Source organism: Burkholderia anthina (genome assembly GCF_902498995.1).
GTDB classification, from domain to species: Bacteria; Pseudomonadota; Gammaproteobacteria; order Burkholderiales; family Burkholderiaceae; genus Burkholderia; species Burkholderia anthina.
On record NZ_CABVLY010000019.1, the window covers coordinates 152,477 to 172,747 of the forward strand.

A 20,271-nucleotide genomic window follows, 5' to 3' on the forward strand; every position below is an offset into this window, starting at 1 on the left:
CTCGCTCGGAAGGGAACGCGGCAACGGACCGTGGGCGCATCATATCGGCTCGGGCGAGCCGGCGGGGTTGGGGTGTCTACCTACTGGCGCAGCTCGTGCCGGTAAACGAGTTCGACGATCCGCTTCGTCGGAATGCTCGCGCGCAACGCGTCGACGTTGTCGATGGGAAACCACCGGCACCGCTCGATCTCGTTGCTCGCCTGCGGAATCTGGTCGGGGCCGACTTCCGCGAAGAACACGTGATGGATCTTCGCGAGCCCGGTGAACTGCATCGAGTAGACGAGCGCCTGGCCCATGATGCCGGTTTCTTCCAGCAGCTCGCGATGCGCGGCTTCGAGCGGCGTTTCTTTACGCTTGATCGTGCCGCCGGGCAGCGCCCATCGCGACGATGCGCGGGCGACGAGCAATACCCGTTCGTCGCGGTAGCAGACCACGGTGGCACGTTCCCTGACCGGAACGACGTCGGCTTCAGGGGTATTCGCGGAGACGAGGGCTTGAGGCATGAACCGATTCTAACCAGTGTCGGGCAGCCGGCCAAGTTGGCGTAGCGCGATGCGGCCCGTCGATCGGGCCGCATCGTCATGGCGTGCGTCGCGTTACTTCTGTTCCGGGAGGAACCAGTTCATCACGAGCGCGCAGATGCCGCCCGTTGCGACACCCGATTCGAGCACGTTCTTCAGCGCGTGCGGCAGGCTGTTCAGGATGTCCGGCACCTGCGACACGCCGAGGCCGAGCGCGAGCGACACCGCGATGATCAGCAGTGCGCGACGATCGAGCTGGATGCCCGAAAGAATGTTGATGCCCGATGCGGCCACCGCACCGAACATCACCATCGCCGCGCCGCCCAGCACGGGCTCCGGCACCGCCTGCAGCACGCCGGCGACGACCGGGAACAGGCCGAGCACCACGAGCATCGCCGCGATCCAGATGCCGACGTAGCGGCTCGCGACGCCGGTGATCTGGATCACGCCGTTGTTCTGCGCGAACACCGAACTCGGGAACGTATTGAACACGCCGGCCAGCAGCGAGTTCGCGCCGTTGACGAGCACGCCGCCCTTGATCCGTTGCATCCACACCGGCCCTTCGACCGGCTCCTTCGAGATCTTGCTGGTGGCCGTCACGTCGCCGATCGCCTCGAGCGACGTGACGAGGTAGATGATCAGCATCGGGATGAACAGCGCCCACGAGAAGCCGATGCCGAAGTGCAGCGGCGTCGGCACCTGGAACAGCGCGGCCTGGTGCACGCCGGTGAAGTCGAGACGGCCGAGCACCGCGGCGGCGATATAGCCGATCACGAGCGCGATGACGAGCGCGGTGCTGCGCACCCACACGATCGGCACGCGGTTCAGCAGGATGATCGTGCCGAGCACGAGGCATGACAGCGTCAGGTTGCCGGCGCTCGCGAACGTGCCGTTGGCCATCGCGCCGTAGCCGCCGCCCATGCTGATGAGGCCGACCTTGATCAGCGTGAGACCGATCAGCAGCACGACGATGCCGGTGACGAGCGGCGTGATCAGGCGCTTCACGAACGGCAGGATGCGCGACACGCTCATCTCGACGAACGAGCCGGCGATCACGACGCCGAAGATCGCGGCCATCACGGTCTCGACCGGCGTGCCCTGCTTGACCATCACGCTGCCGCCGGCGATCAGCGGGCCGACGAAGTTGAAGCTCGTTCCCTGCACGATCAGCAGCCCGGCGCCCAGCGGGCCGAAGCGCTTGCACTGCACGAAGGTGGCGATGCCGGAAATCACGAGCGACATCGACACGATGAGGGTCGTATCGCGGCTCGATACGCCGAGCGCCTGGCAGATCAGCAGGCCGGGCGTGACGATCGGCACGATGATCGCGAGGAGGTGCTGCAGCGCGGCGACGAACGCGACCATCGGCGCGGGCCGGTCATTGGGGCCATAGACGAGGTCGTGCGACGGGTCGGTATCGTCGACGCCGTGGGAGGCGGATCGGGCGGGGGAAGCGGGTTGCATGGCGAGCGGGCCGGACAAAAGGGAAAGTGCGGCATTTTAGCCGAAGGGCCCGCCCGTGCCGCCCGCGCGCGCTGCAATAGCCGGGATTCGGCGGCGCGGCCGCGCGCCGGATCAGCCGCCGGTCGACAGGTATTGCTGCGGGGCCTGGCCGAACAGCCGCCGGAACATCACGGTAAACGCGCTCGGCGTGCTGTAGCCGAGATCGAGCGCGACGGACGCGACGCTCGCGCCGTGCGCGAGCCGCGTCATCGCTTCGGCCGCGCGCATGTGCTGCCGCCAGTGGCCGAAGCTCATGCCGGTTTCGTCGCGAAAATGCCGGGCGAGCGTGCGGCTGCTGGTGCCGATCTCGTCGGCCCAGCGATCGAGCGTGTAGTCGTTCGCCGGGTCGGTCATCATGTGCTCGCAGATCGCGAGCAGGCGCGGGTCGTGCGGCAGCGGCAACCCGCCTTCGCCGAGCGGCGGCGCTTCTTCCAGCAGCTTCAGCAGCAGCGGCACCGCGAGCGCGGTGCTGCCGTCGGGCGGGTAGTCGCCGCCATCGCGCAGCATGTTCGTGACGAGCTCGCGGATCAGCGAGTCGATCGCGATCACGCGGCCGGTCGGCCAGCGCCACGGGGTGGCATCGGGCTCGACGCTGACCGTGCATAGCGTGAGGCGTCCGACCGCATGCAACTCGTGGTCGATGTTGGGCGGCAGCCACACGCCGCGCGACGGCGGCAACGTCCACGTGCGGTTCGGCGTCAGCACGCGCACGACGCCCCTCAGCGCGAGGATCACGTGGCCGAACTCGTGCTGGTGCCACGGCTCGTGCTGGCCGTTCTCGTAAGCGATGGCCCGCACGATCACGGGCCGCGGCAGGCGGCGCCGTTCATGCGGGTAGCGGTTGAGCAGGAATTCCTTCATCCGGAGCCGGGGTGGTTGATGCGGACTGTTCAGCACCGGACAGAATCTGGCCGAAACTGAACATTTGTTGTCTACCTGCGAAATAAGGTAGTCGCTATGCTTGTCGTGTGTCAACTGAACGAAAACGATAGTGCGACTGAAAATAGTAATGAGTCGCATTAACTATGACGAAAATCGGCGACAGCCATACGCAAGGGCGACAGGAATGAGGTTCGGGGAAATGAAGGGGCCGTTGAAGCTGGGTATCGCGGCGACGCTGCTCGGCGGGACGGTGCTGCGGGCCAGCGCGGCGGACGACGGCACGACGCCGGCGCCGGCACGGGACGGCACGCTGCCGACGCTGGAGGTGCGGGCGGCGTCGATGCAGGACCCGGCGGGGCCGGGCGTCGGCTACGTCGCGACGCGCTCGACGACCGGGACGAAGACGGATTCGGACCGGCTCACGCAGCCGCAGAGCGTGTCGGTCGTGACGCGCGGCCAGATGGACGATCTCGGCGTGCAGACGGTCGACCAGGCACTGCGTTATACGCCGGGCGTCTATTCGCAGGACGGCACCGACATTCGCTTCGACCAGTTGTCGGGGCGCGGCTTCTCGCTCGACTCGTATCTCGACGGCCTGCACCTGTACCAGTCGCCGCGCTTCGCGACGCCGCGCATCGATCCCTATTTCCTCGAGCGGATGGAAGTGCTGCACGGGCCCGCGTCGGTGCTGTACGGGCAGGGCAGCCCGGGCGGCCTCGTCAACTACGTGAGCAAGCTGCCGACCGCCGAGCCGTATCACGAGGTGATGCTGCAGGCCGGCAATCACGACAACTACCAGCTCGGCTTCGACTTCAGCGGCCCGGTCGACAAGGCGGGCACGGTGTCGTATCGCGTGGTCGGCCTCGGGCGCACGGCCGACACGCAGGTCGGCCAGATCAAGGACCAGCGGATCGCGATCGCGCCGTCCGTCACGTTGCGTCCGGATCGCGACACGACCTTCACGCTGCAGGGCGGCTTCCAGCGCGATCCGAACGGCGGCCTGTTCAACCCGGTGCCCGCGAGCGGCACGCTGTTCGTGAGCCCGAACGGGCGGCTCGGCCCCGACCGCTATTTCGGCGATCCCGACCGGGACGGGATGCATCGCACGCAATACTGGTTCGGCTATCAGTTCGATCATGCATTCGACGATCGCTTCAGCGTGTCGCAGACGCTGCGCTATCTGCATATCGACCAGCACTACTACCAGACGTCGGTGACGAGCCCGTTCTCCGCCGACGGCAAGACGGTCTCGATGTGGGGCAACGTCGACAACGAGCATTACACGCAGTTCGAGGTCGACACGCATGCGCAGGCGCGTTTCTCGACGGGCCCGGTCGAACATGTCGCGCTGTTCGGCGTCGACTACCAGCGCTCGATGCTCGGCGACAACGAGGGCAATTCGGTGGTCGGCACGGTCGACCTGTTCCAGCCGAACTATGCGGCGCTGGGGACCCAGCCCGTCGACACGCGGCTCGACTATGCGCTCAGCACGTTCGGCGTCTATGCGCAGGACGAGGCGCGCTACCGGAACTGGGTGCTCACGCTCGGCGTGCGCCAGGACTGGGCGGGCGGCAACCAGCAGACGACGTCGCTCGCGTCCGGGGCAGGGACGATCTACCACTCGAACGACCACGCGTTCACGTGGCGCGCGGGCCTTGCGTACCGCTTCGACAACGGGATCGCGCCGTACGTCAGCTATGCGCGCTCGTTCCAGCCGCTGCTCGGCGCCGCGTATGGCGGCGTGCCGTATTCGCCGACCCGGGGCAAACAGCTCGAGGCGGGCGTCCGGTATCAGCCGAAGGGCTTCGACGGATTCTTCTCGGTCGCGGCGTTCACGCTCACGCAGGACAACGTGCAGGTGACGGACCCCGTCCATCCGCAGTTCGCGATCCAGACGGGGCAGGTCCGCTCGCGCGGCATCGAGGCCGAGGCGCACGCAAACGTCACGCCGAACCTGAAGCTGATCGCGTCGTATTCGTACCTGAATCAATCGGTGACCGAGAGCACGATGGCGAACCTCGGCAAGCGGCCGACGATCGCGCCGCGTCATACGGCGGCCGCCTGGGCCGACTACACGTTCCTGACCGGGCCGCTGCGCCACTTCGGCATCGGTTCCGGCGTGCGCTACACGAGCAGTTCGGCGGGCGACAGCGCGAACACGTTCGACGTGCCGGCGCGCGTGCTGGTCGATCTGGGCGTGCACTACGACCTGCAGAACTGGCGGCTCGCGCTGAACGTGAACAACCTGTTCGATCGCGAATACATTTCGTACTGCTCGTCGTCGTCGCTGTGCTACTGGGGCGCGACGCGGACGATCCTCGGCACGGCGCGCTATCAATGGTGACCACGGTGCTTCACGATGCGGGCGGTATCGATGCGGGGCCGGCCAGCGTGACGCGGCGCCGCGCGCTGGCGTGGTGTGCCGCGGCCGCAATCGGCAGCGTGGGCAGCGTGGCGCATGCGGCCGTTGCCGCGTCGCCGCTTTCGGCTTCGCCCGTGACGGCGGCTTCCGCGCACGGGGCGCCGAGAGTCGTCGTGCTCGACTGGCCGCTGACCGAGATCGTGCTGTCGCTGGGCGTCGTGCCGGTCGGCGTGGCGCGTCCGCCGTGGTACATGCGCGTCGACGGGGATCCGCCGCTGCCGTCAGGCGTGACCGATACAGGGCTGCTGTTCCAGCCGAACTTCGAAGTGCTCGATGCGCTGAAGCCGGATCTCGTCGTCATCACGCCGTTGCATGCGCCGCTGCGCGCAATGCTCGAACGGATCGCGCCGACTCTGACCGTCGGGCTGTTCGGGCGCGGGGTCGATGTCTATGCGGCCGTTCGCGACGCGACCCGGCACCTCGCGCAGCGCTTCGACCGTCGCGCGGCGGCCGATGCGCTGCTGGCGCGGGCCGACGCGCAGCTCGCCGATGCGACGCAACGGCTGGCGGCTTTCCGCGCGGCGGGGCGGCCGGTCTATCTGCTGTATCCGATCGACGACCGGCACATGTCGGTGCTCGGCGCGAACAGCCTGTACGGCGGCGTGCTGTCGCGCGTCGGGATCGCGAACGCGTGGCGCGGCGACGCCGATCCGCAGGGCGCGACGCAAACCGGGCTCGCGGCGCTCGCGCGGCAGCCCGATGCGCACGCGCTGCTGCTCGATGTTCCGGCCGGGGTCGACGCGCAACTGGCGCGCGGCCCGCTGTGGAATGCGCTGCCGTTCGTGCAGGCGCGTCGCGTGCACGGGCTCGGCGCGCTGCCGTCGCTGGGCGGCGTCGTCGCGTCGATGCGCTTCGCGCACGGCATGGCGCTGGCATTGCAGGAGGGTTCGTGATGAAGGCGCATACGATGCCGGCCGATGCCGGCGCACGCGCATGGGCGCTGCCCGCGCTGCTCGCGGCGGCGACGATCTGGGCCGTCGTTCACACGCTGTCCGCGCAGCTTCCGGCCGCGCAATGGTCCGGTGTACTGACGGGCGGTGCGCACGCGTCGCTGACGCAGCTCGTCGTGCGCTATGCGTGGTTGCCGCGGGTCGTCGTGTCGCTGACCACGGGCGCCGCGCTCGCGCTGGCCGGCGTCGTGTTCCAGCAGGTGCTGCGCAATCCGCTGGCGGAACCGCTGACGCTCGGCGTGTCGTCGGGGGCGTCGCTGGCGTTGTCGGCCGCGTCGATCATGGCGCCCGCGCTGGTGGCGGGCGAACGTTTCGCGGTCGCGCTCGGCGGTGCGACGCTCGCGATCGCGGCCACGCTGGCGCTGACGTGGCGCAAGGGTTTCGCGCCCGTGTCGGTGACGCTCGCCGGCATGGTCGTGAGCCTGTACGCCGGCGCGCTCGCGGTGCTGCTCGCGATCGTGAACGAGCGCTCGCTGGTCGCGGTGTTCATCTGGGGCGCGGGTTCGCTCGTGCAGAACGGCTGGGACGTCGCTGCGTGGCTCGTGCCGCGCGTGGCCGGCTGCATGGTGGCCGCGTGGCTGCTTGCGCGGCCGCTCGCGCTGTTCGCGCTCGACGATCGCGGTGCGCGCCAGCTCGGGTTGTCGGTCGTGGCGGTGCGCCTCGCCGCGCTGGCGGTCGCCGTGTGTTTGAGCGCGCTGGCGACGAGCGCGGTCGGCGTGATCGGCTTCATCGGGCTCGGCGCTCCCGCGCTCGCGCGGCTCGCCGGGGCGCGCCGGCTGCGCGACCGGTTCGTGTGGGCGCCGTGCATCGGCGCGCTGCTGCTCACGCTCGCGGACCAGGCCGTGCAATGCCTGCCCGGCGCGCTTGGCGAAGCGTTGCCGACCGGCGCCGCGCTGGCGCTGCTCGGCGGGCCGCTGCTGCTCGCGATGCTGCGGCGCGTCCATACGGGCGCGGTACGGCCGGCGATGGATACGCACGACGTACGGCGCCGCTCGGTCGCCCGGTTCGCGTTGCCGGGCGTCGTCGTGCTCGCGCTGGCCGTGTGGGCGTCGCTGCATTTCGCGGTGACGACGGACGGCTGGCAATGGACGCATGCCGCGCAGTGGCCGGCCGTCGCGTTCTGGCGGGTGCCGCGCGTGGCTGCGTCGCTCGGCGCGGGCGTGATGGTCGCGCTGGCCGGCACGGTACTGCAGCGCCTGACCGGCAATCCGATGGCGAGCCCCGACCTGCTGGGCGTGAGCGGCGGCGCGATGCTCGGGCTGCTGGTCGCCGCGCTCGGCGCGGGCGTGCCGTCCGCGCCGGTGCTGCTGGGCGGCGCATCGGCGGGCGCGCTCGCGTGCCTGGCGGCGATGGTCGGGTTCGGCCGTCGCGGCGGTTTCGCGCCCGACCGGATGCTGCTCGTCGGCATGGCGATCAGTGCGTTCTCGCAGGCCGTGATCGTGCTCGCGACCGCGCGCGGCGGCCTGCAGGCCGAACTGCTGCGCGCGCTGCTGTTCGGCTCGACCTACGTGGTCCTGCCGCAGACGGCGATCGCGGTCTGGATCTGCACCGTGGCGGCCGGCGTGCTCGCGTGGCTCGCGTTGCGCTGGCTCGACATCCTGCCGCTCGGCGCGGATGTCGCGAATGCGCTCGGCGTGCGCGCAAGCCAGGCGCGCGCGGCGTTGTTCGCGGTGGCCGCGATCCTGACGGCGGGCGCGACGATCGTGATCGGACCGATGTCGTTCGTCGGGCTGATGGCGCCGCATTTCGCGCGGCTGCTGGGCTTCACGCGCGCACGCTCGCAATTGCCGATCGCGGCGCTCGTCGGCGGGTTGCTGATGGTGGCGGCCGACTGGCTCGGCCGCAACCTGCTGTTTCCGCAGCAACTGCCGGCCGGCATTCTCGCGACGCTGGTCGGCGGACCGTATCTGCTCTGGCTGTTGCGGCGATGACGTCGACGCAACGCCGCATCTCCACTACAACTGATGGCGGCACGCCGCCCGTCGCGCGAGCGGCAGGGCGGCGTCGCACGTGCAAGGATTCCCCATGTCGCTGTTTCGTTTCCTGACCGGCAGTTTTCGCTGGACCTTGCCGCTCGCGTTGCTGACGAGCCTCGCGAGCGGGATCGGCAATGCCGTGCTGATCGCGCTGATCAACCAGGCGCTCGGTGCATCGGCCGAACGCCTCGTGGCGCTCGGCTGGCGCTTCGCGGCGGTCGTCGTCGCGGTGCTCGCCGCGCGCGCGGTGTCGCAGATGCTGTTCATGTCGCTCGGGCAGCGCGCGAAGGCGATGCTGCGCATGCGGACGATCCGCCGCATCGGCGATGCGGCGTACCCCGATCTCGAACGGCTCGGCAGCGCGAAATCGCTGTCGGTGCTCACGCAGGATCTCGACACGATCGTCGTGTTTTTCGTCAACCTGCCGACGATCGCGATGCAGGGTGCGGTGATCGCCGGCTGTCTCGCGTACCTCGGCTATCTGTCGTGGCAGATCCTGCTGTTCGCGGCCGTCACGATCGGGGTCGCGATGCTCGGCTTTCGCGTGGTCCAGGGGCGCGCGCTGACCGACCTGCGCGATTCGCGCCGGCGTGAGGACGATCTCGTGCGCCACTTCCGCGCGCTGTTCGACGGCGCGAAGGAGCTGAAGCTGCATCGCGCACGCCGCGACGCATTCGTCGACGAGATGCTCGCCCCGGGCGTCGAAGCCGTGCGCGTGCAGCGCACGCGCGGCTACATGCTGTACGCGGCCGCGGCGAGCTGGGGCAACCTGGTCCTGTTCGCATTCATCGGCCTCACGCTGTTCGTGCTTGCGCGCTGGTTCGAGATCGATGCGCGCGTCGCGTCGGGCTACGCGATGGTGTTCCTGTACATGATCATGCCGATCGAGGGGCTGCTCGCCGCGATTCCGTCGGTCAGCATCGCGCGCGTCGCGTTCGAGCGCATCGAGCAGCTCGATGCGGAACTGCCGCGCGAGCCGGTGGGCGGCGCGCGGCCCGTGCACGCGTTCGGGCGGATCGCGCTCGACGGCGTCACGCATCGCTATGTGCGCGACGGCGAAGCGTTCACGCTGGGGCCGATCGACCTGTCGTTCGCGCCGGGCGAAACGGTGTTCCTGATCGGCGGCAACGGCAGCGGCAAGACGACGCTCGCGAAACTGATCACGGGCCTGTACGCGCCCGAAGGCGGGCGAATCCTGCTCGACGGCGAGCCGGTCGATGCGGCGTCGCGCGAGCGTTACCGGCACCTGTTCTCGGCCGTGTTCAGTGATTTCTTCCTGTTCGAACGGCTGTTCGGCATCGACATGGCGTCGCGCCAGCGGGCGCGCGCACTGCTCGACGCGCTGCAGCTGTCGCACAAGGTGGCGGTCGATGGCGGCGCGTTTTCCACGCTCGAGCTGTCGCAGGGGCAGCGCAAGCGGCTCGCGCTGCTGGTCGCGTATCTGGAAGACCGGCCGTTCTACGTGTTCGACGAATGGGCGGCCGACCAGGATCCGCTGTTCAAGGATGTGTTCTACCGGCAATTGCTGCCGGAACTCAAGGCGCGCGGCAAGACGGTGCTGGTGATCTCGCACGACGACCGCTATTTCGCGCTGGCGGATCGCAGCGTGAAGCTCGACTACGGGCAGATCGTCGCGCAGTCCGCTACCGTGGCGCCGCATTCGACGGTATCTCCGACATGAATCCGATTGCTTCCGTACCGGCGCCTGCTCTCGCGCCGGATGTCTCCGCGGCCGTCGCGTCGCCGGCCCCGTTTTTCGCGCTCGAACGCGTGTCGTTCGAAGCGGCCGGTCGTGTGCTGCTGCATCCGGCCGATCTCGCGTTCGCGCGCGGCAGCGTGGTCGGCCTGCTCGGTCACAACGGCTCGGGCAAGTCGACGCTGGTGAAGCTGCTCGCGCGGCAGCAGCGGCCGTCGGCAGGCACGATTCGTCTGCAGGATCGCCCGCTCGATACGTGGGCCAACCGGGCGCTGGCGCGTGCGATCGCGTATCTGCCGCAGCATCTGCCCGCGACCGACGGGCTGACCGTGCGCGAGCTCGTCGCGCTGGGCCGCTATCCATGGCATGGCGCACTGGGCCGGTTCGGCGACGAGGATCGCGCGATGGTCGACGATGCGTTGCGCGCGACGGACGTCGCAGCATTCGCGGATCGGGCGGCGGACAGCCTGTCGGGCGGCGAGCGACAGCGCGCGTGGCTCGCGATGCTCGTCGCGCAGCGCAGCGAATGCCTGCTGCTCGACGAGCCGATTTCCGCGCTCGACGTGCGGCACCAGATCGAGGTGCTCGCGCTCGTGCGCGCGCTGGCGCTCGAACGCGGGCTCTGCGTGGTCGTCGTGCTGCACGACGTGAATCTCGCCGCGCGCTATTGCGACCGGCTCGTCGCGTTGCGACAGGGGCGCATCGTGGTCGAAGGGACGCCGGATGCGTTCATGCGCGATCACGTGCTGACCGACGTCTACGACATTCCGATGGGCACGGTCGCGCATCCGGTGGGGCAGGGGCGGATCGGGTTCGCGTATTAGGGGCCGTTATCGACGTACTCGTTGCGACGACGCCTGCGGCACGTGGAATCCGGGGAGTTCGGGAAGCCGCTGCTCGATGAACTGCAGGAACGTGCGGGTCCTGAACGATGACGCGGGTCGATCACCTGGTCGTCACGGCGGGGCGCTTCATCGTCGGCAAGCTGGCCGACACCGATCCCGATCAACTGTTCGCCGCGATGCACGAGCGCATCGCCGGGCCGGCTTATGCGATAGATCCTGCCCGTCGACGGCGGCGGCCGGCTGGTGTGACGCCGGCGCGTTTCGCACGAACCGGGTGCCTCAGCCGGTCGCGCGCGAACCCGTGCCGCGTGCCGACGCGCGCGGCGGGCGGGAATCCGGATACGCGCGCTTGCACGTGTCGATGACGGTATCGCGCAGGCGGCGATGTACCGGGTCGCCGTGCATGCGCGGATGCCACAGCGCCGAAACGAGGATCCCGGGCAGTCGAACCGGGATGTCGAAGCTGCGCAGCCCCAGCGCTTGTGCGAGCCCCGGCGTGAATGCATTGCCGAGGCTCGAGCGCGGCACGAGCGCAATCAGGTCGGTGCCGGCCGCGACGCGCATCGCATCGGGGTAGCCGGGCACGACGACATGTACGTCATGGGCGGGCGCGCGCGGGCCTGTCGCATCGTCGGCCGGTCCGCCGAAATCGCCCAGCTGCGACGCGATCACGTGACGGCACGCCGCGTAGCGCGCGGGCGTGATCTTGCCGGACGCGAACAGCGGATGCCCGGCGCGCGCCACCGCGACGTGCCAGTCGTGAAAGAGCGGACGCGTATGCAGCTCGGGCGCGTCGTCGCCGCGTTTGCCGATCTCCAGATCGACCGTGCCGTCGCGCAGCGGCCCCGGATCGCGATCGGGCTTCGAGACGAAACGCACGCGCACGCCGGGCGCGATGTCGCCGATCGCGGCGACCACCGGGCCGGCGAGCATGTCCATGAACGACGCCGCCGCGCGCAGGGTGAAGGTGGCCGCGAGCGTCGACATGTCCACGTCGGCCGTGGCCGGCCGCAGCACCGCACGGGCGTCGTTCGCGATCGCATGCACGCGATCGCGCAAAGCGGTTGCGTGCGGCGTCGGCACGAGCTTGCGTCCGGCGCGCACGAGCAGTTGATCGCCGGTGGCGGCACGCAGCCGCGTAAGCGTGCGGCTCATCGCCGACGTGCTCAGCCCGAGCCGGCGCGCGGCGGCGGTCACGCTGTTTTCGGTCAGCAGCACGTCGAGCGCGGCCACGAGGTTCAGGTCGATGTCTTCCATCCGGACAGCATACGGCATTGCGCGGCTTGGCATGGCGTTCGATGCAACTATTCATTGAGTTCGGTGCGTCTGGCGCTCATTGATGCACGCACCTATAGTGGCTGCATGACGGATTTCCACACAGGCATAGCCATGCAATCGACTGTATCGAACCCGGGCGCACCCTCGATTCTGCTCGTCGCCGCGTCACGAGGGCTCGGCCTCGCGATGGCGGAGCAATTCCTGAACAAGGGCTGGCGTGTCACGGGCACGGTCCGTGAAGGGGCGGCGCGAACGAAACTGCACGAACTCGCCGGACGCTTCGACGGCAGGCTCGAGATCGAGACGCTCGACATCTGCGAGCCGGAACAACTGGCCGCGCTGCGCGAGCGTGTGTCGGGCAGGCGCTTCGACATGCTGTTCGTGAACGCCGGAACGACCAACGACCCGAACGAAACGATCGGCGAAGTGACGACCGGCGAATTCGTGCGCGTGATGATCACGAATGCGCTGGCGCCGATGCGCGTGATCGAGACGCTGCAGGATCTCGTGACCGACGATGGCCTGATCGGCGCGATGTCGTCGGGGCAAGGCAGTGTCGCGAACAACGTCACCGGGATGCGCGAGGTCTATCGCGGCAGCAAGGCCGCGCTGAACCAGTTCATGCGCAGTTTCGCGGCACGCCAGGCCGGCACGTCGCGTGCGATGGTGCTGATGGCGCCCGGCTGGGTTCGCACGGAACTCGGCGGCCCCGACGCGCGACTGACCATCGAGGAAAGCGTGCCGAGCCTCGTGGACGTGCTGATCGGAAAACAGGCGCGGGCGGGGCTGGAATACCTCGATTACCTGGGGCGCACGGTGCCGTGGTAGCGGCCGGTGCATCGGTGACGACCACCGCGCGAGAGACGACCGGCATCGGTGCGGCCGGCATTCGACAGGCGCGCGGCGCGCTGCGAATGCCGCGCCGATTCAATACAATGCGACGTCGGGCCGTCTGCTCGATATCCGTGCGGACGATCGCCGCCTTCCTGAACGTCGGCCCGTCGTGACGGGCCCCTGTCGAACCCGGAGCGCAGCATGAACGAGCCTTACCTGCAGGTCATCGCCCATTACTTCGCGAAACCCGGCAACGGCGACCGCGTGATCGAACTGCTGACCGAACTCGCACCGGCCACGCGCGCCGAACCGAAGAACCTCGACTACGCGTACTTCCGGTCGCCGGTCGACCCCGACCACATCGTGATTCTCGAGCGCTACCGCGACGCCGACGGGCTCGACGCGCATCGGGAAACGCCGCATTTCCAGCGAATCGGTGTCGGAGCGATCATTCCGTTGCTCGATCGCCGCGACGTGACGCGCTACATGGTGCAGCCGGACACCGGCACGGCGACGCCACCGGGAGACAGCCGATGAACCCGTTTCAATTCCGTACCGTTCCGACGCAGATCGTCGAATTCGGCGCCGCGCGCCGGCTCGGCGCGCTGTTGCGCGAACGCTTTCCGGCGCTTGCGCGGTTATGCGTCGTCACCGACGCGTTCCTGCATCGCAGCGGCGTGCTCGCGCCCGCGCTGGAGAGCCTCGTCGCGCACGGCTGGCAGGTGAGCGTGATCGACGACGTGATTGCCGACCCGCCCGAGCACGTAGTGCTCGAAGCGACCGAGCGGGCGGTGGCGGCCGATGCCGAGATCGTGCTCGGCATCGGCGGCGGTTCGTCGATGGACGTCGCGAAGCTGATCGCGGTGCTCGCGCCGGGCCGGCAGGCGCTGGCGGACATGTACGGCGTCGACAAGGTTGCGACGTCGCGGCTGCCGCTCGTGCAGATGCCGACCACGGCCGGCACGGGCTCCGAAGTGACGGCCGTGTCGATCGTCACGGTCGGCGAGGCGCGCAAGATGGGGGTCGTGTCGCCGCACCTGTTCGCGGACGTCGCGATCCTCGATGCCGAACTGACGCTCGGGCTGCCGCGCGCGGCGACGGCGGCCACGGGCATCGACGCGATGGTGCATGCGATCGAGGCTTATACGTCGTCGCGGCTGAAGAACCCGGTGTCCGACATGCTGGCCGTGCAGGCATTGACGCTGCTGTCGCGCAATCTGCTGAAGGCCTGCGACGACGGCACCGATCGCCACGCGCGCGAAGCGATGCTGGTCGGCGCGATGTTCGCGGGGCAGGCGTTCGCGAACGCGCCGGTCGCGGCCGTGCATGCGCTGGCCTATCCTGTCGGCGGCATTTTCCACGTGCCGCACGGGCTGTCGAACGCGCTCGTGCTGCCGCACGTATTGCGCTTCAACGCGCCGGCCGCCGCGCCGCTGTATGCGGAACTGGCGGCGATCGTCGCACCGTCGGCGACGGGCAGCGACGATGCGAAGGCGCAGGCGCTGATCGGCGAGATCGATCGCCTGATCGTGGCGACGGGTATTCCGAACACGTTGCGCGAAGTCGGGATCGGCGAGGGCGACCTGCCGAGGATGGCGTCGGACGCGATGCTGCAGACGCGCCTGCTCGTGAACAATCCGCGCGAAGTGACGGAAGCCGACGCGCTGGCGATCTATCGGCAGGCGTGGTGATGCGCCGGGCGTGAAGGCGCGGCGGTCGACGGCGCGACGCCGCCGGCCGGCCCAACTATTTCAGCTCGGCATCCCGGCAGGTCGATTCGAGCTCGCCGTCGAAGTACTGGTACAGGTGCACGAGCAACGTGTTGCTGCCGACCTTGCGGCCGAGGTAATGCACCCCTTCGGTCGACGTGCAGATCGAGAATGCGAGCGGCAGGCCGCCGTCGAGCACGGCTTGCGGATGCGCGCCCTGATGCACGAAGCGCGCGTTGCCGGCCACACCGAAGCCGGTCGTATCCGCCGGAACCGACTTCGGCAGCGACAGCGCATACGCGGCGATCGCGCGGTCGTCGTGCAGCGCGTCGAGAGTCGGGTTGCCGGGCTTCGCGGCCGGCCCGGTGATCGTCGCGCAGCAGTGCGCGATACCCTTGCCGTCGTCGGGCAGAATCTGCAGCGACGTGCCGGCGGCCAGATGCGTGTTCGGCGTGTAGTAGACGCCATCCGCGACCACGCCGACCTGCTGCGCGCGCGATGCGACGGGAGCGGCGAGCGTTGCGAGTGCGGCGGCGATCAGGAGCGGACGAAGCGGTCGGATGGGCATGATGGCGGCGATGATACACGCCGCCATCATGCGCGGCGAGGGCCGGCTGCGATCACGACGATGCACGCACCGCCTGCCGCATCGGCCATGCCGATACGCACGCACATCCCAGCGCGATCGCAACGAGCGCGCACCCGGCCCACGGCGTGACGAGCAGCGCGCCGCGTTCGACGAGCATGCCGCCGAGCACCGAACCGAGCGCGACACCCGCATGCATGGCCGACACGTTGATGCCGACGCTGGCATCGGCGAGCGACGGGGCGGCGTGGATCAGCGCGTTCTGCACGATCGGCGAGATCGACCAGCTGATGCAGCCCCACAGCATCATCGCCGGCACGAACGCGAACGGCGACGCACCGGTCATCGGCAACGCGGCCATCGCGACGACGAACACGGCCGGGCAGGCGCAGAGCGCGCGCGATGCGCCGAGCCGGTCGGACAGCAGCCCGCCGAGCCATGCGCCGCTCACGCCGGCGACGCCGAACGCCACGTACAGGCCTTCGAGCGCGGCGGCGTCCGGCGACAGCACGGCCTGCAGATACGGCGTCAGATACGCAAACAGCGTGAAATGCCCGCCGATCATCGCGATCGACACGAGTTGCGCGGCCAGCAGCCGACGGCGGCCGAGTGCCGCGCGGTACGACGGCGATGCGGGCGCATCGGTTGCGCTAGCGCGTGCCGATGCACGTGCGGGCGTCGGGCGCGGCAGGCGCCGGCCGAGCAACAGCGCCAGCGGCAGCGCGGGCACGGCGATCGACACGAATACCGCCCGCCAGCCGGCCCAGTCGGCGATTCGCATTCCGATCGGCACGCCGAGCACGAGCGACGCGCTGATGCCCATGAACACGATGCCGATCGCGCGGCCGCGTTGCGACGCCGGCGCGAGTTCGGCCGCGAAGCGCGTCGCGACGAGGATCAGCGTCGCGCAGCTCGCGGCCATCAGCACGCGTGCGGCGAACAGGCTCGCATAGCCGGGGCTGGCCGCGGCGAACAGGTTCGCGGCCGCGAACGCGCCGAGCGACGCAACGAGCGCGGTGCGCCGTTCGACACGCCCGACGAACGCGGCCGCGACGAGTGCGGCGAGCGCGAACACGGCGGAGAAGATCGTGGTGAGCTGGCCGGCGGCCGCGATCGAAACGCGAAGGCCGGCGGAGAGGGCCGGCAGGATGCCGACGCAGATGTTTTCGGCGATGCCGGCCAGAAACACGGCGGCGGCCAGCAGGTATACGCGAACGTCCACACCCGAACCCTCCTGTACGTACGACGCGGCGGCGCCGGCAAGGGCGGGGCCGCATCGGATCGAATCGACGGATGGGTTTCGAGGCGAGGCTTCGGTTATCCCGGAAAGCAGGACGGTACCGCACGCTCAGCCGGCGTGCAAGCGTCGTGCGGGCCGGCGCGCGGCGCTTACGGCGCGTGCTGCGTCAGCAGCGCGGGGATTTCCTGCTTCAGCAGATCGACGATGACCCGCACGCGCGGCGGCAGCGGCCGTTGCGCGACGAGCACGTTGAGCGCGTAGCCGGGAATCGTGTACTGCGGCAGGATCCTGACGAGTTCGCCGCGCGCGAGCGCATTCACGCAGGCCGGCTGCTGCACCACGCCGATGCCGCCGCCGGCCAGGATCGTGTCGAACATCGGGCGCCAGTGGCTCGTCGTCATCGTCGTCTGGATCCGTGCGTACTCGAGCGTCTTGTCCTCGCCTTGCAGCGGCAACTGCTCGTTCGCGAAGATGCCCTTGACGCGGATGAACGGGTGGTTCATCAGATCGGCTTTCGTTGCGATCGGGCCGTGGCGGTCGAGATAGGCGGGGGCGGCCACGAGCACGCGGCCGACCGCGCCGAGCGAGTGGGCGACGAAGCCGCCGTCGCCGAGCTGACCGACGCGGATCGAGATGTCGACCCCTTCGGTGACCGGATCGACGATGTTGTCGTTCAGCACCAGGTCGACGTGCAGTCGCGGATACGCGGTGCGGATATGCATCAGCGTCTTCGGAACCACGACCTCGCCGAAGCATTGCGGCGCCGCGATCCGGATCGTGCCGCTGAGCGTGTTTTCCGTCTTCGATACCGATGCGATCGTATCTTCCGCCGCATCGAGCAGTTCCTTGCTGCGTTCGTAGAAGATCCGGCCTTCTTCCGTGCACGTGAGCGTGCGTGCGCTGCGCATCAGGAGGCGTGTGCCGAGAAACTTCTCGAGCTTTTCGATACGCTCGCTGACGGCCGGCTGGCCCATGTCCAGATCCCGGGCCGCGCCCGACATCGTGCCGCGCTCGACGACCCTGACGTAGATGCGCATCGTCGCCAACAAATCCATGAAGTCGCGCCTCTTGTCTGATGAGTGTTGGTTTGTAATCGGTGCAAGGATGCGGAGATTGATTGCCGAGTGACGCGTAATCCGTTGCCACTCGATGCATCTTCCGGAAAATAAAACGAATTCACAACTGCCCGGAAATTGTTTCGCATCTCGATCCGATTTCTCAATCGGAAGAGATAGTACTAAAGACCCTTGCCCGGAAAGATGCGCGCAAGGCCGATACTGGATATCGGCGGCGCCGACTACCGCCCAACCCCGAAGCACCGTAACCTTCGCCGCGACCTGCTTGTCCCGACGGGGCGGGGTTGGCACATGCGTACCCGAAGGGCCGGTTGCCAGGCAACGCCATGCGGCAACCGCGGCGATGCGCACGGGCCAGGCGGTTTTCGCCGCCGCGATCGCTTCGTCTTTATTTCCCGAGCCAGGCTTCCCCGTTTTAGCGCCGATTCCGGCGACGTTTTCGCAGGTTTTCCCGGGCTTTGATCCGGCCCGGGCGCCGCCTCCTTTTCCGATTTTTCGCTCCGGCAACGACAGATAGATTCGCACAACTGATCGATTGTACGGGAGCGTTTGACTTCTATGAACAGAATATACAAGACCATCTGGAATGAATCGATCCGCGCGTGGGTCGCGGTTCACGAAAACGCCGCGGCATGCGGCAAGTCGACGCGCAGCACGCGCCGGCGCGTGGCGCGCCGATTGCTCGCGCTCGGTGTGGCCGCGACGGGTTTCACGGCAGTGACGCCAGGCGCGCATGCGCAGACGGTCGTGTCGGGCGGGGCCAACAATGCATCGTCCGGCAAGGCGGCATCCGTGGATCAGAGCTGCGGACAGAGTTTTGTCGATCGAAGCAATCCGGGCAATACGTCGAACGGCAACACCTACATGCTGACCAACGGCTGTTCGACAGCGGTCGGCAACAACGCGTCCGCGCAGACGGCCGGCGTGGCGCTCGGCGACCGTGCCAGCGCCGCACAGGGCGGCGTGGCGCTGGGTGTCGGAGCGAGGGCGGTCCAGGGTAACTCGGGCGTCGCGATCGGCCCCGTCGCACTGTCGAGCGGCAATACGAGTATCGCGATCGGCCGGCAGTCGGCGGCCAACGGCGACTACTCGATGGCGCTTGGCAACGTGGCCTACGCGAAGGGCGAAAGCGGCATCGCACTCGGGCATTCCGCGCTTGCGGACGGCTACCGGTCGATTGCGATCGGCGCATCCGATTCGCGCGCGGCCGGTAACGACGGCGTGTCGAACGGGGCGAACTACCACCCGGCCACGCAGACCCGAGCGAGCGGCACGAATGCCGTCTCGCTGGGTGCGGGCGCGGTGACGAGCGTCGACGACAGCGTCGCGATTGGCTCGAATAGCGTCGGTGCGGGGAATGCGACCGGTCTCGCGAAGTTCAGCGGCGATGCGATCGCGTCGACCGGCGCGGTGTCGGTGGGCAAGGCCGGTAGCGAACGGCAGATCCGGAACGTCGCTGGCGGCACGGCTGGTACTGACGCAGTCAACGTGAATCAGCTGACGGCGGTGTCGGACAGCGCAGTGAAGTACGACACGAATCCGGATGGCTCGGTCAACTACGGCAGCGTGACGTTGAATCCGGGTGGCTCGCCGGCGAAGCTCGGCAACGTGGCGGCAGGCGACGTATCGGCGACCAGCACGGACGCGGTGAACGGCTCGCAGTTGCACCAGACGAACCAGACCGTGAACAACGTGGGCGACAGCACGGCCTCGGTGATTGGCGGCGGTGCATCGTACGACCCGGCAACCGGCAAGGTCACGGGCCCGACATACAACATCGCAGGCGGCCAGCAGACGACGATCAGTGATGCGATCAATACGTTGAATCAAGGCTGGAACGTGACGACGAGCGGCAACGCGAGCGGCACGTCGATGACGGCGATCAAGCCGGGCGACACGATGACGGTCGACGGCGGCAAGAACATTTCCCTGACGCAGGACGGTTCGAAGATCTCGATTGCGACGAGCGACACGCCGACGTTCACGAGCGTAGGAATCGACAATGGTGGCCCGATGCTGTCGGGTTCGGGTCTCGACATGGCGAACCAGAAGATCACGAACGTGGCGGCAGGCGATGTATCAGCGACGAGCACGGACGTGGTGAACGGTTCGCAGTTGCACCAGACGAACCAGACGGTGAGCAACCAAGGCAACAGCACGGCCTCGGTGATCGGCGGCGGCGCATCGTATGACCCGGCAACCGGCAAGGTCACGGGCCCGACATACAACATCGCAGGCGGCCAGCAGACGACGATCAGCGATGCGATCAACGCGTTGAATCAAGGCTGGAACGTCACAACGAGCGGCAATGCAAGCGGCACGTCGGTGACGGCGATCAAGCCGGGCGACGCGATGACGGTCGACGGCGACAAGAACATTTCCCTGACGCAGGACGGTTCGAAGATCTCGATCGCAACGAGCGACACGCCGACGTTCGCGAGTGTGGGAATCGACAATGGTGGTCCGGTGCTGTCGGGTTCGGGTCTCGACATGGCGAACCAGAAGATCACGAACGTGGCGGCAGGCGACGTATCGGCGACCAGCACGGATGCGGTGAACGGTTCGCAGTTGTACCAGACGAACCAGACGGTGAACAACCAAGGCGATAGCATGGCCTCGGTGATTGGCGGCGGTGCATCGTACGACCCGGCAACCGGCAAGGTCACGGGGCCGACGTACAACATCGCAGGCGGCCAGCAGACGACGATCAGCGATGCGATCAATACGTTGAATCAAGGCTGGAACGTGACGAC

Annotated in this window: 16 protein-coding genes; 9 read left to right on the plus strand and 7 right to left on the minus strand. The window is 68.3% G+C overall.

Annotated elements, in window-relative coordinates:
- Nucleotides 1-80: 80 nt before the first annotated feature.
- From BME24068_RS23450 to BME24068_RS23460, 3 genes are all read right to left on the minus strand, one after another.
- Nucleotides 81-503, minus strand: a complete 423-nt coding sequence (locus BME24068_RS23450) for an NUDIX hydrolase (RefSeq protein WP_174927547.1) — start codon at nucleotides 501-503, stop codon at nucleotides 81-83.
- 93 nt (nucleotides 504-596) lie between these two features.
- Complete coding sequence (locus tag BME24068_RS23455; RefSeq protein WP_096503874.1) at nucleotides 597-1,985, minus strand: nucleobase:cation symporter-2 family protein; 1,389 nt, start codon at nucleotides 1,983-1,985, stop codon at nucleotides 597-599.
- Between the two features lie 111 nt (nucleotides 1,986-2,096).
- Nucleotides 2,097-2,885, minus strand: a complete 789-nt coding sequence (locus BME24068_RS23460) for an AraC family transcriptional regulator (RefSeq protein ID WP_174927548.1) — start codon at nucleotides 2,883-2,885, stop codon at nucleotides 2,097-2,099.
- A 220-nt stretch (nucleotides 2,886-3,105) separates the two neighbouring features.
- Between BME24068_RS23460 and BME24068_RS23465 the strand changes: the two genes are divergently transcribed.
- The 5 genes from BME24068_RS23465 (at nucleotide 3,106) to BME24068_RS23485 (ending at nucleotide 10,774) form a co-directional block, all read left to right on the plus strand.
- Nucleotides 3,106-5,250, plus strand: coding sequence for a TonB-dependent siderophore receptor (locus BME24068_RS23465; RefSeq protein ID WP_420887565.1), 2,145 nt, complete (start codon nucleotides 3,106-3,108; stop codon nucleotides 5,248-5,250).
- Complete coding sequence (locus BME24068_RS23470) at nucleotides 5,244-6,221, plus strand: ABC transporter substrate-binding protein (protein ID WP_174927550.1); 978 nt, start codon at nucleotides 5,244-5,246, stop codon at nucleotides 6,219-6,221. Before BME24068_RS23465 ends, BME24068_RS23470 begins: the two co-directional genes overlap by 7 nt.
- Complete coding sequence (gene fhuB, locus BME24068_RS23475; protein WP_174927551.1) at nucleotides 6,221-8,209, plus strand: Fe(3+)-hydroxamate ABC transporter permease FhuB; 1,989 nt, start codon at nucleotides 6,221-6,223, stop codon at nucleotides 8,207-8,209. Before BME24068_RS23470 ends, fhuB begins: the two co-directional genes overlap by 1 nt.
- Nucleotides 8,210-8,303: 94 nt before the next feature.
- The gene (locus tag BME24068_RS23480) at nucleotides 8,304-9,935 is read left to right on the plus strand and encodes a cyclic peptide export ABC transporter (protein WP_174927552.1); all 1,632 of its coding nucleotides are present in this window, start codon (nucleotides 8,304-8,306) and stop codon (nucleotides 9,933-9,935) included.
- Nucleotides 9,932-10,774 carry an ATP-binding cassette domain-containing protein gene (locus tag BME24068_RS23485; protein WP_174927553.1) on the plus strand — a complete coding sequence of 281 codons (843 nt, stop codon included), beginning with the start codon at nucleotides 9,932-9,934 and terminating at the stop codon, nucleotides 10,772-10,774. The genes BME24068_RS23480 and BME24068_RS23485 overlap by 4 nt, the downstream gene beginning before the upstream one ends.
- 300 nt (nucleotides 10,775-11,074) lie before the next feature.
- Here the strand turns inward: BME24068_RS23485 and BME24068_RS23490 are convergent, their stop codons facing one another.
- Nucleotides 11,075-12,052 carry a LysR family transcriptional regulator gene (locus tag BME24068_RS23490; RefSeq protein WP_174927568.1) on the minus strand — a complete coding sequence of 326 codons (978 nt, stop codon included), beginning with the start codon at nucleotides 12,050-12,052 and terminating at the stop codon, nucleotides 11,075-11,077.
- A gap of 132 nt (nucleotides 12,053-12,184) precedes the next feature.
- Between BME24068_RS23490 and BME24068_RS23495 the strand changes: the two genes are divergently transcribed.
- The 3 genes from BME24068_RS23495 to BME24068_RS23505 all read left to right on the plus strand — a co-directional run bounded on the left by BME24068_RS23495 (nucleotide 12,185) and on the right by BME24068_RS23505 (nucleotide 14,598).
- Nucleotides 12,185-12,901 carry an SDR family oxidoreductase gene (locus BME24068_RS23495; protein ID WP_174927554.1) on the plus strand — a complete coding sequence of 239 codons (717 nt, stop codon included), beginning with the start codon at nucleotides 12,185-12,187 and terminating at the stop codon, nucleotides 12,899-12,901.
- A gap of 207 nt (nucleotides 12,902-13,108) precedes the next feature.
- On the plus strand, nucleotides 13,109-13,444 hold the full coding sequence (locus tag BME24068_RS23500; RefSeq protein ID WP_174927555.1) for a putative quinol monooxygenase: 336 nt from the start codon (nucleotides 13,109-13,111) through the stop codon (nucleotides 13,442-13,444).
- Nucleotides 13,441-14,598, plus strand: a complete 1,158-nt coding sequence (locus BME24068_RS23505; RefSeq protein ID WP_174927556.1) for an iron-containing alcohol dehydrogenase — start codon at nucleotides 13,441-13,443, stop codon at nucleotides 14,596-14,598. The genes BME24068_RS23500 and BME24068_RS23505 overlap by 4 nt, the downstream gene beginning before the upstream one ends.
- Nucleotides 14,599-14,653: 55 nt before the next feature.
- Here BME24068_RS23505 and BME24068_RS23510 read toward each other — a convergent pair whose 3' ends face one another.
- The 3 genes from BME24068_RS23510 to BME24068_RS23520 form a co-directional block, all read right to left on the minus strand.
- The gene (locus tag BME24068_RS23510; RefSeq protein WP_174927557.1) at nucleotides 14,654-15,184 is read right to left on the minus strand and encodes a hypothetical protein; all 531 of its coding nucleotides are present in this window, start codon (nucleotides 15,182-15,184) and stop codon (nucleotides 14,654-14,656) included.
- 52 nt (nucleotides 15,185-15,236) lie between these two features.
- A complete protein-coding gene (locus BME24068_RS23515; RefSeq protein WP_174927558.1) occupies nucleotides 15,237-16,424 on the minus strand; it encodes an MFS transporter in 1,188 nt (395 codons plus the stop codon).
- A gap of 167 nt (nucleotides 16,425-16,591) precedes the next feature.
- On the minus strand, nucleotides 16,592-17,497 hold the full coding sequence (locus BME24068_RS23520) for a LysR family transcriptional regulator (protein ID WP_096503850.1): 906 nt from the start codon (nucleotides 17,495-17,497) through the stop codon (nucleotides 16,592-16,594).
- A 579-nt stretch (nucleotides 17,498-18,076) separates the two neighbouring features.
- Here BME24068_RS23520 and BME24068_RS23525 point away from each other — a divergent pair.
- Nucleotides 18,077-20,271: beta strand repeat-containing protein (locus BME24068_RS23525; protein WP_280528424.1), on the plus strand; the 2,195-nt coding region annotated here is incomplete at its 3' end.

What these genes read in the sequence shown, in the direction of transcription:
- BME24068_RS23480 (WP_174927552.1), top strand. Translation starts at nt 8,304, where the DNA reads ATGTCGCTGTTTCGTTTCCTGACCGGCAGTTTTCGCTGGACCTTGCCG.
- BME24068_RS23500 (WP_174927555.1), top strand. Translation starts at nt 13,109, where the DNA reads ATGAACGAGCCTTACCTGCAGGTCATCGCCCATTACTTCGCGAAACCC.
- fhuB (WP_174927551.1), top strand. Translation starts at nt 6,221, where the DNA reads ATGAAGGCGCATACGATGCCGGCCGATGCCGGCGCACGCGCATGGGCG.
- BME24068_RS23505 (WP_174927556.1), top strand. Translation starts at nt 13,441, where the DNA reads ATGAACCCGTTTCAATTCCGTACCGTTCCGACGCAGATCGTCGAATTC.
- BME24068_RS23520 (WP_096503850.1), bottom strand. Translation starts at nt 17,497, where the DNA reads ATGGATTTGTTGGCGACGATGCGCATCTACGTCAGGGTCGTCGAGCGC.
- BME24068_RS23490 (WP_174927568.1), bottom strand. Translation starts at nt 12,052, where the DNA reads ATGGAAGACATCGACCTGAACCTCGTGGCCGCGCTCGACGTGCTGCTG.
- BME24068_RS23470 (WP_174927550.1), top strand. Translation starts at nt 5,244, where the DNA reads ATGGTGACCACGGTGCTTCACGATGCGGGCGGTATCGATGCGGGGCCG.
- BME24068_RS23460 (WP_174927548.1), bottom strand. Translation starts at nt 2,885, where the DNA reads ATGAAGGAATTCCTGCTCAACCGCTACCCGCATGAACGGCGCCGCCTG.
- BME24068_RS23465 (WP_420887565.1), top strand. Translation starts at nt 3,106, where the DNA reads ATGAAGGGGCCGTTGAAGCTGGGTATCGCGGCGACGCTGCTCGGCGGG.
- BME24068_RS23495 (WP_174927554.1), top strand. Translation starts at nt 12,185, where the DNA reads ATGCAATCGACTGTATCGAACCCGGGCGCACCCTCGATTCTGCTCGTC.
- BME24068_RS23485 (WP_174927553.1), top strand. Translation starts at nt 9,932, where the DNA reads ATGAATCCGATTGCTTCCGTACCGGCGCCTGCTCTCGCGCCGGATGTC.
- BME24068_RS23450 (WP_174927547.1), bottom strand. Translation starts at nt 503, where the DNA reads ATGCCTCAAGCCCTCGTCTCCGCGAATACCCCTGAAGCCGACGTCGTT.
- BME24068_RS23455 (WP_096503874.1), bottom strand. Translation starts at nt 1,985, where the DNA reads ATGCAACCCGCTTCCCCCGCCCGATCCGCCTCCCACGGCGTCGACGAT.
- BME24068_RS23510 (WP_174927557.1), bottom strand. Translation starts at nt 15,184, where the DNA reads ATGCCCATCCGACCGCTTCGTCCGCTCCTGATCGCCGCCGCACTCGCA.